This is a genomic window from Synechococcus sp. WH 8109, from assembly GCF_000161795.2.
In the GTDB taxonomy this organism is placed as follows: Bacteria; Cyanobacteriota; Cyanobacteriia; order PCC-6307; family Cyanobiaceae; genus Parasynechococcus.
The window spans coordinates 1,762,418-1,776,810 of sequence record NZ_CP006882.1 but is presented as its reverse complement, the minus strand read 5'-3'; the positions used below and the strand labels follow the sequence as shown (position 1 = coordinate 1,776,810).

The window sequence follows — 14,393 nt, the reverse complement described above, 5'->3', positions numbered from 1 at the left end:
ATGGACGTCACCCATCCCGGCTCCAAGCCACTCGATGCTGATCAACTCAGTTTCTTGGAGACGTTTCGCGGCAAGGTGGATTCCAGAATCACTAACCACGGACTGACGGCCGCCGACGTGCAGATGTTTTTGGACGAAATCAAGAGGCATCCCGACGTCAGCATGGCTCTCCTGGATGCCGTTCGCGGAGAGGTGGCCACCCTGATGCAGGGCCAGCGCTTCAGTTTCGACTTTGATTGACGTCCAGTCAGGCTCAGGCCTGACGCGATTTGGGCTTTTCCTTTTTCATCACCGGCTCGGCGCAGACCCTTGGGATCCGCCGGGCCGTAGTCGTAATGGCGTCCTTACGGCGAAAGTCATTGGTGCTGGCAACCTTCGCTTCATCCATCAGGGACCACAGCACGTCTTTGCAGAGCCCCGGCAACCGGTAGTGATCCATCAAAGGATCGGCGAGCTGACGAAGCTGCTCGCAGGCTTCCGTTGAGTTGTTGCGGGAGCAGGCGTACGCGGCCTGTTCGATGCCGCGCAGTTGATCCCTGCTGGGCCAGGGCTCGTATGGCTCGGCGGCCATGCATGGAGCAGCCATAGCCAACACCAAGCCGACGGGAATCAGACGAGAACATTTCATGGTCACCATTGTCTCCTGTATGGCGAGGATTTCAGCCTCTTGTTACTCCATCTCCGCATCGAATTTTTTGACGGTTGAGTTTCCCCTGGAGCTGCGGTGTGATCCCGAGTTCTGCTCCATCTCGGAGTCGATCCATTTCTTGGGTGAAGTGTTGGGCGAGTTGGGGTGAGTGGATCATCAGCAGGGTTTTGTCGTTGGTGTGGACAGTAGAGGGCGACCAATTGAAGGATCTCGTGATCACTTTGCGATTGTCGATTACGGCGAATTTGTGATGGTGCTTGTCACCCCGCGCAAGGCGAGAGCTGCCAACGTCTTTGAGAGCTTGATCCAACGGCTGATTACCCGCTTCTACCTTGCAGGTGTGATCAGGAAGGCTGACCCCCAGCAGATCGAGCACTTCCGAGAAGGGTCGGCTCGCAAAACCAGGATCGGCGACCAGCCTGATTTCAATGCCTCGCTTGATCTGTTCACGCAGCACGTTGGTGAGTTGCTGTGCGGAGAACACAAACAGGGCCATATCAACGCTTTCTTTGGCTGCTCTTAATTGCTTCTCCAATAGATGTAGCCCGTGATTCCGATCCTTCCTGGGATGGGGTGAAAACAGCAACTCCACGCGGATGTCGCCCACCTGCACGGCTTGCACGCTCCCTTTTGCTTTCTGTTGGCCAAAGCGACGGTCCTGCTTGCCTCCAGGAATTCGCCCAGATGTGTGGCGAATTCCTGGAGGCAAGCCAAGGCCAGCTCAGAGCTGTTGACCCGCATCACCGTGAAGGCCAGAACTGATGAGATTGGCGCTGCCTGTAATCACTATTGTCTGGTCGATCACCAGAAACTTGTGGTGCATCAGGCCACTGCCGCTGCTGCCGTCTTCGGTGTCGTCAATCAGTGGAACGTTCGCCGTTTGCAGTTGTGCCACGGCATCACCGTGGAATGCTTCGTCCGCAGTGGTGGTGCCGTCGCGATTGCTGTCGGCCAGGCGGTTCAACTGATGCCAGCGCTGTCGTTCTCGTGGGTTCAACCGGCTGGGCCGTTGCTCACTCCATGCCTGGTGGTAGTTGTGTTCCAGCACCACGGCAACGCGAATGCCTCGCTGTTGTGCAGCGATCAGCGCTTGGGCAATCCTCGGAAGACTGAGCTCTTGAACGGCCACCAGCACCTCCTCGTTGGCGCCATCAATGGCTTCAATCAGCCATGTCTTCAACTCGTCATCATGGCGCCACTCTCCTGTGAGGGGTGAGAGGTAACGCGATCTGGTGTTGTGGTTGAAGACCACATCGATCTGCTTGGGCATTGCCAGCTCTGCCGACGCTGTGCCAAAGACCGATCCCGCCTGGCTGCAGCCACCGAAGACAAGAGTCGCTGCCATCCACCCCGGAGGGTTCTTCAGTATCGAGACCAAGACCTTGTCTTGATCAGAGTTCCCCAATCTTCAGTGGGGCATCTCCGATGTCTTCAGCATCGCTACAAACCAGAGTCCGCTCAAAACGAGGGCGACGCCCACACCGGCGCCGATGCCGACCCGGGCCATCACCAAAGGCACCACCAATGGAAAGACCATCGCCCCCGCCAGGGGAGTGATGGCCACGAACCAGCGCAGGGATGCTGGTGCTTTGGAATCGGAAGGGTTCAGAACCACTCGGCCCGGGCTTCGCTTGCAGGGTTGCTGTTGTCTTCAGGGGTCTCACGATTGAAGTTGAGCGTGATGTTGCGCTTCTGTTCTCCATCGGAGGCAGTGGCTTCGATCGCATACATCTGCTCTCCGTCGCGGAAGGGCACCTGAATCCGAAAGGTACCGTCGGTGGAGAGAGGCACTTCTTCGCCACCGATGGTGAGGCGAGCAGAAGGATCGGTGGCGCCGTAGACGATCAGTTCGGCGTCAGCCACCAGCCAGAAGGAGCGTTGGCGAGGAGCCACGCCACCAAGGCCAGACTCGTTGCGGCCGCTGGCCCAGAGGCCAGCCCCAGAGTCGTTCAAACCACTGCTGTCGCCGGAAACGTCAAAGCCCTCCTGGAATTCTTCAGAGCCAACCCGACGGCGGCGGAACTGAACCGTGGCGCTTTGGTAAAGCCGCTCGTGCAGGCCACTGTTGCTCGACTCGATCGGGGTGACGGGGACTGGAGCGGATTCGGCGGGTGCAGCATCGAGGCTGAAGGGCACAAACTGATCCAGGATCTGCTCGCTCGGGTGAAGAGCGGGCACGCGGGCCACGGAGGAGAAGGCCAGGGACATCCAGCTGGCGCCAATGCGATAGCCCAACTCCACCCGGTAATCGCGGTCGCAGAGGGGCACAGGCAAGTACCACTCAGTGCTGTGACTGTCGACTGGCACTTCTTGAAGGGTGTGCGGATGAGCATTGCCGTCTTGCATGCCCGTCACGTCAGCCAGGCGCAGGCAAAGTCGACTTGCTCCATCTTTTTGGGCAACCTTGCGATCGGCCTCGGAGATTTCCCAGAACACGTAGGCCCACTGGGGGTCCCGTGGCAGGAACACTACGCGGGTGTCGCTACCGCCGATGACAGGTGCGTTGAGTTCCGCCTCGATGGCCTTCAGGTCTCCACCACGCTTTTGCTGACGCTGGGCAACCTCGTCGACCAGGGTCTCTTTGCTTTTGCGGCTGTAGAGCGGCACCCCTAGGTCGCTGGCGATCTGACGCAGTTGACGAAGGGTGAGACGTGCCAGGGATGACAGGGTTTGGGACACGTCCAAAAACTCCAGGTTTCGTTTGGGATCATTGTGATCTGAAAAATTCCTTTTCGAAGCATGAAGGGGCCAAGGGTCAGTGGATGCTGACCACTGGATGAACGTCGATCCCGGGGATCACAGTCAGAGACACAAAAAAAGCGGAGCCGAAGCCCCGCTTTTGTGAACAAGTTTGGTACCGGATCAGCCGCCGATGGTCCGGTAAGGCACCTTGGTCAAATAGTCCATATCGGCGCTGGTGCTTGGGCCGACTCGGCGAGGATTGCCGATTTCGCTCACCCATGCCATGTAGTCCTGCGGAGACCCACCCTTCTTGATCTTCGCGCGCTCCGGAAGTCGCTTGGCAGGCCCGCCAGTGAAAACAAGTTGGGGGAAGCCAAGAATGTTCCGGTAGTACTCGTCGTAGCGGGGGGTGGTGATGTTGAAGGGAGTGTCGCCGAGCTCACGGCCGGGAAGAACGCGGTTCCGCTGGTAAGGAACCGTGTCGTAACCGAAGGCGTCGAGGTACTCGGTGCTGTCGAGCAAAACATCCACTAGGCCTTCCAGGCCTTTGGTCGCAATCACGATGGACCAGGAGAGCTCTTCGCCCTTGCCGTTCACTTTGCGGCCGAGAATCCTCTCGCAAAGGTGACGGACCACTTTGTAATTGCTGTTGAATCCGTAGAAGGTGCGCTTAAAGGTGTCCGAAAGGAGGAGGCCGCGAATGAAATCGCGAACGGTGATCTGTCCATCCTTCAGCTGGGACTCAAGGTTGACGTCCCGATCGGTTTTGAAGGCGTGGAAGAAGATTTGCCGATAGCCGGCTTCCACGACGGTGTCGAAGTTGTCGCGATCGTCTGCGATTTCCAGGGAGTAAGCCCGGGATCCCTCATCGGAGCCGACTCGAAGGTTCGGAACACCTGATCTCAGAGAGTTCTGAGTGATTGGTGCGTACTCCAGAAGAGGAATGGCCACGCGAGCTACAGCATCCACTGCTGGCGATCGTAGAAGTGCTGGGTCTTGCCCCCTTCAGCTGCTGTTGCAGCGATTACATGCCGTAATACTTCTTCTAGGTACTTCTGCTTACCAGCCGAATGGGGCGAGGGCGGCCCCGTTCGAAGCCATTGCAGGGCTGCGCTGATCAATATCGTCCAGCTGCCGGGTCTCGATGCAGAAGGAGGCGTTGTTGGAGAGTCCTTGCACCGTGCTGGTGCGCAGCCGCACGTTCTCGCTGGCGAACCAGAAGCGCTCCAGGGAGCTCATCATTTCGTAGTCAGTGGTGAGGATCAGGCCGTTTTCGTCGTCCATGCGGAACTGGCCTGCCACCGGCGCTTTCTCGGCATAACCGCGATCCCGCAGCAGCAGTCCCCGTCTCCCCGTTTCGTCTTCGGGGATCAGTCCGAACATGGTCTGGTCTTCATGGGATTCACCGGCCCGATCCCAGGCCATCGATCCGCTCCAGCGCACCCAGCAGCCCCCCACGATCTGCTCAACACTGGCGTTGTTGCGTTCGGCGATCTCCGCAAGGCGTTCGTCGCCCTTGAGCAGTTCCTCTACAACGATGAAGGAGGCGCCGGCTTCGGCGCGGCGATGCAGCAGGTGGTGCTGGCTGCGCTGTGAGGTCCAGCGGCCACAGCTCAGACGAAAGAAGCTGAGGGCGTCTGAGATCTCAAGCATCACCGGCTTTGAGGAAGTGAGTTGATGATGGCAGCCCGACCAAGTCAGCCACGACAGCCCAGCCACCCACGAAAGCCATGTCAGCCACGGCAGCGGGCTTCGGCGGCGCTGATCAGATCGTCGAGGGTCAGTGCCAATGGAGGCTTGCCCAGCTCAAGCGCCAGTTGATCCAGCTGATCGGCGGCAGCGTTGAGCTGCAGCAGCAAGGTGTCGAGGAATGCTGGATCGTCAGCGACCACGGGTTGCTGTTGGCACCAGCGGCGCCGTTGATTTTTGTCGGGGATCGCGCCAGTGCTCCCTGGAGCGGCCATGGATTGAAAGCTGTCCAGGCAGTGGCTCAGCACCCGCAGGTGATGGCGATCGAGCTGGGGCAGCAGGGTGGAGTCGATGCGTTCAATCGCGGCTCGGTCGATGCCCATCAGCCCTGCGGTAACGGAGTGATGCGGAAGCCGCAGGCGTGGCCGCCCTCGAGCCGCCAATGCACCCGTTCCACCCGGCAGTCCGGCACGGTGCGCCTAATCAGCAGCAATTCCTGGTCGCAGACCGCGGGAAATTCTTCAGCAATGCGCTGCACGGAACAGTGGGCCTCCTCGAGCCGCCAGCTCACGCCGTCGTCGTCCCGGCTGCAGACGGTCACATAGCCCTCATCGCGCCGAAGCCGTGCCAGGTGTTCGAGGCGAGCCTCCAGGGAGGCTTCGCCAAGGCTTTGTCGGTATTGGCTGGCCTTCGACTCCGCCTGCTGATTGAGCAGCTGGCGCACGGTCGCTTCGGGGAGATGGCTGCGCATCGAATCCAGCAGGCCAAGGGCGAAGCGGCCGCTGCCATCGGGGAACTGGGCCCGTCCTTCGTCGGTGAGGCACCAGCGGTTGCTGGGACGCCCCGGGCCGCTGGCATTGCTGCTGGCGCAGACCAAGCCGCTGTCGGCGAGGGCGCGCAGGTGCCGCCGCATGGCCTGAACGGAAATGCCCACGGCATCGGCAAGGGTGCCAGCGTCCACCTCCCCGCGCTCAAGCAGCAGGGAGAGCACGGCGTCGCGGGTGCTGGCGGGGGCCGAGGCGCTCATGAGGAGGCGAAACCTCCCCACACGATGCCACCGAATTGCCTCGGCATGTCGGCCGTGTTGAGGGTCACAATGGGGAGCCCGCTGACCGGAGCCCTGTTGGCCTAGGCTTCCAGTAAGGAAACCGCGGGGTTTCGTAATTCGCCGCTCCCTCCACTTCCATGTCCGACGCCCCCCAAGAGCCGACAGCAGAAAGCCTGGAGGTCATCCGTAAGTTCGCTGAAACTTATGCGCAGCGCACCGGCACGTATTTCTGTGCCGACCCCAGTGTCACCGCTGTTGTTCTGAAGGGTCTGGCACGTCACAAGGACGATCTGGGGGGAGCGCTGTGCCCTTGCCGCCATTACGAAGACAAAGACGCCGAGGTCTCACAGGCCTTCTGGAACTGTCCCTGTGTTCCAATGCGCGAGCGCAAGGAATGCCATTGCATGCTCTTCCTCACTGAGGACAACCCCTTCGCTTGCCCTGAGAAGACGCAGACCATCACCACCGAAACGATCAACGCCACCGCCGGCTGAGCTGAATGACCAGTACCTCCACACGGGATCTCGTCAGCCAGCCGTACAAGTACGGCTTCGTCACCGAGATCGAGACTGACAAGATCGCCAAGGGTCTCAGTGAAGAGGTCGTTCGCCTGATCTCGGCCAAGAAGGAGGAGCCTGATTTCCTGCTGCAGTTCCGGCTCAAGGCGTTTCGCCACTGGCTCACCCTTGAGGAGCCCGACTGGGCTGCCTTGGGTTATACAGAGATTGATTATCAAGACATCGTCTACTACGCGGCTCCCAAGCAGCTGGAGAAGAAGGCCAGCCTCGATGAGGTGGATCCGAAGCTGTTGGAAACCTTCGACAAACTCGGCATCCCGCTGAGCGAGCAGAAGCGCCTCAGCAACGTGGCCGTGGACGCTGTTTTTGACAGCGTTTCGATTGCCACCACTTACAAGGAGAAGCTGGCGGAACACGGGGTGGTGTTCTGCTCCTTCAGTGAGGCGGTCAAAGAGCATCCCGAGCTGATCGAGCGCTACCTCGGCACGGTTGTCTCCAGCAACGACAACTATTTCGCCGCCCTGAACTCAGCCGTGTTCAGCGACGGATCCTTCGTTTTCATTCCGAAGGGTGTTGAGTGCCCGATGGAGCTCTCCACGTACTTCCGGATCAATTCCGGCGACACCGGACAGTTCGAGCGCACCTTGATCGTGGCGGAAGAGGGTGCTTCGGTCAGTTATCTCGAGGGCTGCACGGCACCAATGTTCGACACCAGCCAGCTGCATGCGGCGGTGGTGGAACTGGTGGCCCTCGACGACGCTTCGATCAAATATTCCACGGTTCAGAACTGGTACGCCGGTGATGAAAATGGCGTCGGCGGGATCTACAACTTCGTGACCAAACGAGGCCAGTGCCGCGGTCATCGCAGCCGCATCAGCTGGACCCAGGTAGAGACCGGTTCAGCCATCACCTGGAAATACCCCAGTTGCGTGCTCCAGGGTGCTGATTCGGTGGGTGAGTTCTATTCCGTGGCCCTCACCAACAACTGCCAGCAGGCCGACACCGGTACCAAGATGGTTCATGTCGGACCGCGCACCCGCTCCACGATTGTGAGCAAGGGCATCAGTGCAGGCCGCTCCAGCAACAGCTATCGCGGTCTTGTTCAGATGGGACCCAATGCCAAGGGCGCCCGCAATTACAGCCAGTGCGATTCGATGCTGATCGGCGATCAAGCCGCTGCGAATACCTATCCCTACATCCGTTCACAGCAGCCCCAGGCGGCCATCGAGCACGAGGCCAGCACATGTCGCATCTCCGAAGACCAGCTCTTCTACCTGCAGAGCCGTGGCATCGGGTTTGAAGAGGCCGTCTCGATGATGGTCAGCGGCTTCTGCCGCGACGTCTTCAATCAGCTGCCGATGGAGTTTGCCGCTGAGGCCGACAAATTGCTGGCCCTCAAACTTGAGGGGTCCGTGGGCTGATTCCCTCTCCCACCTTGTCTCTGTTTTTTAACGAAGCCTTCCGTGATTCGCCCTGACGCTGAGCTGCTGCTCGACATCCAAGACCTGCATGCCTCCGTCGAGGACAAGCCCATCCTCAAGGGAGTGAATCTGCAGGTGAGAGCTGGTGAAGTCCATGCAGTGATGGGTCGCAACGGCAGTGGCAAGAGCACGCTTTCCAAGGTGTTGGCCGGGCATCCGGCCTACCGGGTCACGGGCGGCACAGTTCGTTATCGCGGCCAGGATCTGTTTGAGCTGGAGCCTGAAGAGCGGGCCCGTCTGGGGGTGTTCCTCGGATTTCAGTACCCCGTTGAAATCCCTGGCGTCAGCAACCTGGAATTCTTGCGGGTGTCCACCAATGCCCGACGCGAAAAACAGGGGGAAGAGGAGCTCGACACCTTTGCCTTCGAGGATCATGTGCACGACAAGCTCAAGGTGGTGCAAATGGACCCTGCCTTCCTTGAGCGCAGTGTTAACGAAGGCTTCTCGGGGGGCGAGAAAAAGCGCAACGAGATTCTGCAGATGGCGTTGCTGGAGCCCGTGGTGGCGATCCTGGATGAAACCGATTCCGGCCTGGATATCGATGCCCTGCGCATCGTGGCCGGTGGTGTGAACCAGCTGGCGACGGAAGATAACGCCACGCTGCTCATCACCCACTACCAGCGTCTTCTCGATGAGATCACCCCGGACTATGTGCATGTGATGGCGGCAGGCCGGATTCTGCGTACCGGAGGCCGGGAGCTGGCCCTTGAGCTGGAGCAGACCGGATACGACTGGGTGGATCAGGAACTGGCCGCTCAAGGAGCCGCTTGACCATGGCAAGCAGTGTGCTGGTGCCAGTGCAGGAGCGCGGTCGAGCCGCGCTTGAACAGCTTGGTCTGCCCAGCCGCCGCCAGGAGCCCTGGCGCCTCACCGACCTAAAACGGCTTGCGACTGTCTCGGAATTGCCGGCCAGTGCCTCGCCACTGTCCACGTCTCTGCCGGCCAGCCTGGACGGGGTGACCCGTCTGGTGCTCAATGGTTTTGATGATCCCCTGGCCGGTCAGGTTCTTCCGGAGGGAATCACTGCGCTGAATGCTGAAGAGCTGGAGCAGGCCCTCGGCCACACCCTCGATCGCTGCGGTTGTGCCCAGGTCTGGCCCGTGGAGTTCAACCATGCCAAAGCCCAGCAGATCCTGGCCCTCAGGGTGCGGGGACGGGTTGGCCCGTTGGAGCTGGTGCTGGCGGCGGGTGCGGGGTTGAACGCCACGCGGGTGTTGCTGCTATTGGAAGAAAAAGCTGAGCTTGAGTTGATGCAGGTGCTGCTGGCTGAGGGGGCGTCGGCCCACAGCCATGTGCTGGAAGTGCATCTGGGGCAGGAGGCCCAACTGCGCCATGGCTTGCTGGCGACGGCGGATGGCGCGTCATCGCTGATGGCCCATTTCGCTGTCGAGCAGGAGCCCCGCAGCTCCTACGCCTTCACTTCTGTGGTTCAAGGCTGGAACCTGGGACGGGTCGAGCCCCGGGTGGTGCAGGTGGATGGCCAGGCAGAGACCGTGCTCAAAGGTCTGGCTGTCACCGGTGCCGAGCAGCAGCTGGCTACCCACACTGCGGTGCGCTTCGACGGGCCGGAGGGGGAGCTAGATCAGTTGCAGAAATGCCTGGCCGGCGGCCAGTCCCACGCGATTTTTAACGGCGCCATCAGTGTTCCCCGCGATGCTCAGCGCACCAACGCTGCGCAGTTGAGCCGCAACCTGTTGCTGTCTGATCGGGCCCGGGTGGACACCAAGCCCGAGCTTGAGATCGTGGCCGACGATGTGCGCTGCGCCCATGGGGCCACCGTGTCGCAGCTTCAGGCCGATGAGCTGTTCTATCTCCAGAGCCGGGGCATCGCTGCGGAGGATGCAACGGCGCTGCTGCTGCGCGGGGCCTGCCAGGAAGTGATTGCCCAGCTTCCTGCTGCTGCGCAGGCTTGGTTCCCCCTGGAGCGCGTGATGGAGAGCCTCGCCCCATGACGATCGCTGCCAAAGTACGACCTAGTGCTGATTTTGTGGATTTATCGTCTCGATATCGTGCCGATTTTCCGATTTTCGAGCAGCTGGCTCCAGATGGCCGGCCGCTGATCTATCTCGATCATGCTGCCACCAGCCAGAAGCCCCGTCAGGTGCTTGAGGCGCTGCAGCGGTATTACAGCTGCGACAACGCCAACGTGCATCGCGGTGCTCACCAGCTCAGTGCCCGCGCCACCGATGCCTTTGAGGCGGCCCGCAGCACGACGGCGGCCTTCGTGGGTGCGGCAAGCTCCCGCGAAATTGTCTTCACTCGCAATGCCAGCGAAGCCATCAATCTGGTGGCGCGCACCTGGGGGGATGTCAACCTCAAGAAGGGGGACGAAATCCTCCTCACGGTGATGGAGCACCACAGCAACCTGGTGCCATGGCAGCTGTTGGCTCAGCGCACCGGCTGTGTGTTGCGCCATGTGGGCATCACCGAATCCGGTGAGCTGGATCTCGAGGATTTCCGGGCCCAGCTCAACGAGCGCACCCGGTTGGTGAGCCTGGTGCACATCAGCAATTCCCTCGGTTGCTGCAATCCCCTGGATCAGGTCATCCCCGCAGCCCATGCCGTTGGCGCCTGCGTTCTCGTGGATGCCTGCCAGAGCCTGGCTCACAAGCCGATTGATGTGGCGGCCATTGATGCCGACTTTCTTGTCGGCTCCTCCCACAAACTCTGCGGCCCCACCGGCATGGGTTTCCTCTGGGCTAGGGAGTCGCTGCTGGAGGCGATGCCTCCCTTTTTGGGCGGCGGGGAGATGATTCAGGACGTTTACCTGGACCACAGCACCTGGGCGGTGTTGCCCCATAAGTTCGAAGCGGGCACACCTGCCATTGGCGAGGCGGTGGGCATGGGCGCCGCGATTCGCTACCTGCAGGCGGTGGGTCTGGAATCGATTCAGGCCTGGGAAGCTCAGCTCACCCGGCATCTGTTCACTCGGTTGCAGGCCATTGATGGTGTGAGGGTCCTGGGTCCGACGCCGGATCAACAGCCCGAGCGAGGTGCCCTCGCCACATTCCTTGTCGATGGCGTGCATGCCAACGATATTGCCGCTCTGATCGATGCGTCCGGGATCTGCATCCGCAGTGGTCACCACTGCTGTCAGCCCCTGCACCGCATGTATGACGTGACGGCTTCAGCTCGGGCCAGCCTGAGTTTCACCAGCACCTTTGAAGAGATCGACCGCTTCAGCGAAGAGCTCGCTTCCACGGTCGCCTTCCTGCGCGAGCACAGCTGAGCTGGCTCAGGCCGCCAGCTGATCGTTGCTTGCTGCGGCCTCGCGTTGACGCAGGGGAACGACCTTGTTGGTCTCGATGGCGTACTTCACCCAGCGGTAGGAGCGTGCGCCGGGACGGGGAGCCGCGTTGATCGGTTCAGGGCTGGCGTAGCTGTTGCCGCGATAACGCAGGATCCGCATCGGTGCTGTCGAAACAGTCGTCAGTTTTTCAGGCTTACCGCTTCTTCATGGGTTCCGTGGAGCACAGGTTGATGGTTCCTGCTGGTTGCTCGCTCAACCGATCACATCTGCTGAACGGGGTTGTGCGCTTTGTAATCCTCTGTTATGCCCAATTCCTGCCTGAAAAAGGCCTCGGTTTGCTCGAGCACCGCGATCTGGGTGGCTTGGCTGCGGAAGCCGTGGCCTTCCTCCTCGAATAGCCGCACCTCCACCGGAATGCCGTTGCTGCGCAGCGCCTCCGCCATGCGTTCGGTTTGTTTGGGAGGTACCACTTTGTCTTGTAAACCCTGGAAGAACAGCACCGGACAGCGGATTTGATCGGCATGCAGCAGCGGCGACCGCTGCTCGTACAAAGCACGTGCTGCGGGCCATTCCCCCACCAGTCCATCCAGATAGCGCGCTTCAAATCTGTGCGTGTCTTCAGCCATGGCTGTGAGGTCACAAACCGCATAGCGGCAGGCGCCGGCCCTGAACACCTCGGTGAAGCACAGCGCCGCCAGGGTGGTGAAGCCGCCAGCGCTGCCCCCTTCGATGGCGATCTGGCCGGGATCGGCGCGACCGGCCTCGATCAGGGCCTGCGCTGCGGCTGCGCAGTCGGTCACATCCACCAGGCCCCAGCCCCCGATGAGGCGCTCCCGGTAGTCCCGGCCGAACCCCGTTGAGCCGCCGTAATTCACATCCACCACGCCCCAGCCCCGTGAGGTCCAGTACTGAATCGCCAGGCTGAGGCCGCGGCGAGCCATGGCCGTTGGTCCGCTGTGGCTTTTCACCAGCAGTGGCGCAGGCCCTGGTGACTTGCCGTGGGGGGGGTAGTACCAGGCATGGGTGCGTTCGCCTTGGTGACCGTTGAACCACAGCGGTTCGGCCACGCTGATCGCCTCAACCGATAACGGTGACGTGATGGCGGGGCTATGGCTCCAGATCGGGGTGGTCGGCCGCAAATCGATTTCCAGCAGCCCGGCCACGCTGGTGCTGTTGCTGGCCACGGCCACGGCGCGGCCGTTGCAGGCGCTTAATCCTGCAAGGTCATCAAACGGTTGCGTCAACGGCTGCACCGTTCCTTCCAGGCTGAGCCGTTGTAACGACCAGGCCCCGCGGCTGCAGACGGCGGCGACCAGCTGCTCGCCATCCCAGGCCGTGGTGCTCATCCCATAGATCCACTGGGGCATGGCTGTCTCGGCAGCCATCGGCCAAGGTCTCTCCCAGGCGGCGTCGGCATTGGGCTGGAGCATCAGGTTCCACCAACCTGAGCTGTCCTCCGCCACAAGCAACTGCCCGTCGGGCAGCCATTGGGGTTGAAACACCGAGATGCCATCGCCTCCGGCCAGCTGACGGGGCTCGACCAGCCCGCCCGTGTCGCTGAACTCCGCGCACCAGAGACGGCTGCTGTCCCAGGGCATGGCGGGTTGCTGCCACTCCACCCAGGCGAAGCGCTGGCCATCGGGGCTCAAGCAGCCATAGCCGGCAAAGTCCGTCGGCTGGTGAAGCAGCAGCGGCGTCTGATCCGTTGCGTTCAGCGCCAGGCTCACTAGCTCGTCACGGCCCTCGATTTCACGGATTCCGATCCAGCGTTGCCTGGGCAGATCGAGAACGCCATCCGCCAGCTCCCAGTCCCCTTCCTGGCTGAGCCGTTGGGGTGCAGCCAGGGGGGTGGGTTGCTGGGGGCTGGTCTGCGGCAGGCGCCAGTCCTGACGCCAGAGGCAGCCGCGCTCGATCCAGGCCAGGATCAGCCTGTCCTGCTCCATCGCGGTTGCGAGTACGCCGCCGCCGTAGTCATGCACCCGACTGCGCAGGTTGCTCGGGGCCGGCGTCAGCTCCTTTGGTTCAGCCTCGGAATCATTGAAACGCCGGATCAAGGCAGTGGTGCGGCCGCGCTCCTGGGGGCGCTGTTCCAGCCAGATCAGCCATAGCGTTGCATCGGGGCCACTGACCAGGGCTGGTTCCTTGAGACCAGGCAAACGGCCGACGGCATGCTGCGCGGATAACGGAGCGGCTCTCATAACGGCTGATTCAGGCCGCTTACCATGCTGAATCAACGCGGCGTTGGTCTTGGCAGGGAGCTTTGCAGAGTTGGCCCGTCAGGCCGATAAGTCGCGGGACACGATGCTGGTGCCCAAGACGGCCCTGGAAACACCGCCGCTGGAGATTCACACCCTGGGCGATGAGGTGTTGCGGCAGTCCGCGCGTCGCATTGGCAAGGTGAATGAGCAGGTGCGGGAGTTGGCCCGCGACATGCTGCGCAGCATGTACACCGCCAAGGGCATTGGCCTGGCGGCTCCTCAGGTGGGGATTCATCAGCAGCTCCTGGTGATTGATCTCGACCTTGAAAATGCAGCCACGCCCCCCCTGGTGTTGATCAATCCGGAAATCACGGCCGCCAGCGCCGGGCTCGACACCTACGAAGAGGGCTGTCTCAGCATCCCTGGGGTTTATCTCGACGTGGTGCGCCCCACCGCGATTGAACTGAGCTTCCGCGACGAGATGGGTCGGCCCCGGAAGATGAAGGCCGATGGCCTAATGGCCCGTTGCATTCAGCACGAGATGGATCATCTCAATGGCGTGTTGTTTGTCGATCGCGTCACGGATGAAGACGGTCTGCAGAAGGAGCTCAAGGAGAAGGGCTTCGAGCGCCAAGATGTGCGGAGCGTCGCCTGAGTTATGCCGATGAAACCCTTGGCCGGCGTTTTTCTGGCCCTCGCTTGTGTTCTGGGTATCGCCAGTACCGGATGTGTGTTTGAACTGGCCTACGGCGATCCCGACCTCGGGGTCAAAACCACCAGCTGGATCCTCGCCCTGGCGGCCCCTGGAACGGTTGGGACCCTTCTGTTCGCCATTCGCCTGAACAAACCGGCCTGATCGGGGGCGACCGATCCAGGCA

The 14,393-nt window shown here is 61.3% G+C and carries 19 protein-coding genes; 8 read left to right on the top strand and 11 right to left on the bottom strand.

Annotation, left to right across the window (positions count from 1 at the left end):
- Positions 1-240, top strand: a complete 240-nt coding sequence (locus Syncc8109_RS09640) for a hypothetical protein (RefSeq protein ID WP_006850586.1) — start codon at positions 1-3, stop codon at positions 238-240.
- A gap of 13 nt (positions 241-253) precedes the next feature.
- Here Syncc8109_RS09640 and Syncc8109_RS09635 read toward each other — a convergent pair whose 3' ends face one another.
- The 9 genes from Syncc8109_RS09635 to Syncc8109_RS09600 form a co-directional block, all read right to left on the bottom strand.
- The gene (locus tag Syncc8109_RS09635) at positions 254-571 is read right to left on the bottom strand and encodes a hypothetical protein (RefSeq protein ID WP_232202420.1); all 318 of its coding nucleotides are present in this window, start codon (positions 569-571) and stop codon (positions 254-256) included.
- 88 nt (positions 572-659) lie between these two features.
- Positions 660-1,145 (bottom strand): phospholipase D-like domain-containing protein, encoded by a 486-nt coding sequence (locus Syncc8109_RS13200; RefSeq protein ID WP_369792022.1) that lies wholly within the window; start codon positions 1,143-1,145, stop codon positions 660-662.
- Positions 1,146-1,370: 225 nt separating this feature from the next.
- Positions 1,371-1,994 carry a phospholipase D-like domain-containing protein gene (locus tag Syncc8109_RS13195; RefSeq protein WP_006850984.1) on the bottom strand — a complete coding sequence of 208 codons (624 nt, stop codon included), beginning with the start codon at positions 1,992-1,994 and terminating at the stop codon, positions 1,371-1,373.
- A 63-nt stretch (positions 1,995-2,057) separates the two neighbouring features.
- The gene (locus tag Syncc8109_RS09625; protein ID WP_006850065.1) at positions 2,058-2,264 is read right to left on the bottom strand and encodes a hypothetical protein; all 207 of its coding nucleotides are present in this window, start codon (positions 2,262-2,264) and stop codon (positions 2,058-2,060) included.
- Positions 2,255-3,328: a DUF4912 domain-containing protein gene (locus tag Syncc8109_RS09620; RefSeq protein ID WP_006850815.1), complete on the bottom strand. Its 1,074-nt coding sequence runs from the start codon at positions 3,326-3,328 to the stop codon at positions 2,255-2,257. Before Syncc8109_RS09620 ends, Syncc8109_RS09625 begins: the two co-directional genes overlap by 10 nt.
- A gap of 183 nt (positions 3,329-3,511) precedes the next feature.
- Entirely contained in the window at positions 3,512-4,300 is a 789-nt protein-coding gene (locus tag Syncc8109_RS09615) for a phycobilisome rod-core linker polypeptide (RefSeq protein ID WP_006849790.1), read from the bottom strand.
- A gap of 90 nt (positions 4,301-4,390) precedes the next feature.
- The gene (locus Syncc8109_RS09610; protein ID WP_006851628.1) at positions 4,391-4,984 is read right to left on the bottom strand and encodes a phycobiliprotein lyase; all 594 of its coding nucleotides are present in this window, start codon (positions 4,982-4,984) and stop codon (positions 4,391-4,393) included.
- A gap of 80 nt (positions 4,985-5,064) precedes the next feature.
- The gene (locus Syncc8109_RS09605; protein WP_006851692.1) at positions 5,065-5,403 is read right to left on the bottom strand and encodes a hypothetical protein; all 339 of its coding nucleotides are present in this window, start codon (positions 5,401-5,403) and stop codon (positions 5,065-5,067) included.
- Positions 5,403-6,047: a metalloregulator ArsR/SmtB family transcription factor gene (locus Syncc8109_RS09600; protein WP_006851130.1), complete on the bottom strand. Its 645-nt coding sequence runs from the start codon at positions 6,045-6,047 to the stop codon at positions 5,403-5,405. The genes Syncc8109_RS09605 and Syncc8109_RS09600 overlap by 1 nt, the downstream gene beginning before the upstream one ends.
- 158 nt (positions 6,048-6,205) lie before the next feature.
- On the opposite strand from Syncc8109_RS09600, the gene Syncc8109_RS09595 reads away from it, so the two are divergent.
- From Syncc8109_RS09595 to Syncc8109_RS09575, 5 genes are read left to right on the top strand one after another with little or no spacing between them, the layout of a single operon-like run.
- On the top strand, positions 6,206-6,562 hold the full coding sequence (locus Syncc8109_RS09595; protein WP_006851313.1) for a ferredoxin-thioredoxin reductase catalytic domain-containing protein: 357 nt from the start codon (positions 6,206-6,208) through the stop codon (positions 6,560-6,562).
- Between the two features lie 5 nt (positions 6,563-6,567).
- Entirely contained in the window at positions 6,568-8,007 is a 1,440-nt protein-coding gene (gene sufB / locus Syncc8109_RS09590) for a Fe-S cluster assembly protein SufB (RefSeq protein WP_006850742.1), read from the top strand.
- A gap of 42 nt (positions 8,008-8,049) precedes the next feature.
- Positions 8,050-8,838, top strand: a complete 789-nt coding sequence (gene sufC / locus Syncc8109_RS09585) for a Fe-S cluster assembly ATPase SufC (protein WP_006852075.1) — start codon at positions 8,050-8,052, stop codon at positions 8,836-8,838.
- Positions 8,839-8,840: 2 nt separating this feature from the next.
- Positions 8,841-10,019 (top strand): SufD family Fe-S cluster assembly protein, encoded by a 1,179-nt coding sequence (locus Syncc8109_RS09580; RefSeq protein ID WP_006851510.1) that lies wholly within the window; start codon positions 8,841-8,843, stop codon positions 10,017-10,019.
- The gene (locus tag Syncc8109_RS09575) at positions 10,016-11,296 is read left to right on the top strand and encodes a SufS family cysteine desulfurase (RefSeq protein ID WP_006850233.1); all 1,281 of its coding nucleotides are present in this window, start codon (positions 10,016-10,018) and stop codon (positions 11,294-11,296) included. The genes Syncc8109_RS09580 and Syncc8109_RS09575 overlap by 4 nt, the downstream gene beginning before the upstream one ends.
- A gap of 6 nt (positions 11,297-11,302) precedes the next feature.
- Here Syncc8109_RS09575 and Syncc8109_RS12700 read toward each other — a convergent pair whose 3' ends face one another.
- Positions 11,303-11,476, bottom strand: coding sequence for a hypothetical protein (locus Syncc8109_RS12700; protein WP_006849765.1), 174 nt, complete (start codon positions 11,474-11,476; stop codon positions 11,303-11,305).
- Between the two features lie 101 nt (positions 11,477-11,577).
- On the bottom strand, positions 11,578-13,515 hold the full coding sequence (locus tag Syncc8109_RS09570; RefSeq protein ID WP_025362515.1) for a prolyl oligopeptidase family serine peptidase: 1,938 nt from the start codon (positions 13,513-13,515) through the stop codon (positions 11,578-11,580).
- A gap of 49 nt (positions 13,516-13,564) precedes the next feature.
- On the opposite strand from Syncc8109_RS09570, the gene def reads away from it, so the two are divergent.
- Both def and Syncc8109_RS09560 read left to right on the top strand, forming a co-directional pair.
- Complete coding sequence (gene def / locus Syncc8109_RS09565; protein ID WP_006849977.1) at positions 13,565-14,170, top strand: peptide deformylase; 606 nt, start codon at positions 13,565-13,567, stop codon at positions 14,168-14,170.
- A gap of 3 nt (positions 14,171-14,173) precedes the next feature.
- A complete protein-coding gene (locus Syncc8109_RS09560) occupies positions 14,174-14,371 on the top strand; it encodes a hypothetical protein (protein WP_006850702.1) in 198 nt (65 codons plus the stop codon).
- The last annotated feature ends 22 nt before the right edge of the window (positions 14,372-14,393 follow it).

Bases quoted from the DNA above. Each gene is read 5' to 3' on its own strand.
- Syncc8109_RS09575 (WP_006850233.1), top strand. From the start codon at position 10,016: ATGACGATCGCTGCCAAAGTACGACCTAGTGCTGATTTTGTGGATTTA.
- Syncc8109_RS09570 (WP_025362515.1), bottom strand. From the start codon at position 13,515: ATGAGAGCCGCTCCGTTATCCGCGCAGCATGCCGTCGGCCGTTTGCCT.
- Syncc8109_RS13200 (WP_369792022.1), bottom strand. From the start codon at position 1,145: ATGGCCCTGTTTGTGTTCTCCGCACAGCAACTCACCAACGTGCTGCGT.
- Syncc8109_RS09595 (WP_006851313.1), top strand. From the start codon at position 6,206: ATGTCCGACGCCCCCCAAGAGCCGACAGCAGAAAGCCTGGAGGTCATC.
- Syncc8109_RS09600 (WP_006851130.1), bottom strand. From the start codon at position 6,047: ATGAGCGCCTCGGCCCCCGCCAGCACCCGCGACGCCGTGCTCTCCCTG.
- Syncc8109_RS09640 (WP_006850586.1), top strand. From the start codon at position 1: ATGGACGTCACCCATCCCGGCTCCAAGCCACTCGATGCTGATCAACTC.
- Syncc8109_RS09560 (WP_006850702.1), top strand. From the start codon at position 14,174: ATGCCGATGAAACCCTTGGCCGGCGTTTTTCTGGCCCTCGCTTGTGTT.
- Syncc8109_RS12700 (WP_006849765.1), bottom strand. From the start codon at position 11,476: ATGCGGATCCTGCGTTATCGCGGCAACAGCTACGCCAGCCCTGAACCG.
- sufB (WP_006850742.1), top strand. From the start codon at position 6,568: ATGACCAGTACCTCCACACGGGATCTCGTCAGCCAGCCGTACAAGTAC.
- Syncc8109_RS09635 (WP_232202420.1), bottom strand. From the start codon at position 571: ATGGCCGCCGAGCCATACGAGCCCTGGCCCAGCAGGGATCAACTGCGC.
- Syncc8109_RS09580 (WP_006851510.1), top strand. From the start codon at position 8,841: ATGGCAAGCAGTGTGCTGGTGCCAGTGCAGGAGCGCGGTCGAGCCGCG.
- Syncc8109_RS13195 (WP_006850984.1), bottom strand. From the start codon at position 1,994: ATGGCAGCGACTCTTGTCTTCGGTGGCTGCAGCCAGGCGGGATCGGTC.
- Syncc8109_RS09605 (WP_006851692.1), bottom strand. From the start codon at position 5,403: ATGGGCATCGACCGAGCCGCGATTGAACGCATCGACTCCACCCTGCTG.
- Syncc8109_RS09610 (WP_006851628.1), bottom strand. From the start codon at position 4,984: ATGCTTGAGATCTCAGACGCCCTCAGCTTCTTTCGTCTGAGCTGTGGC.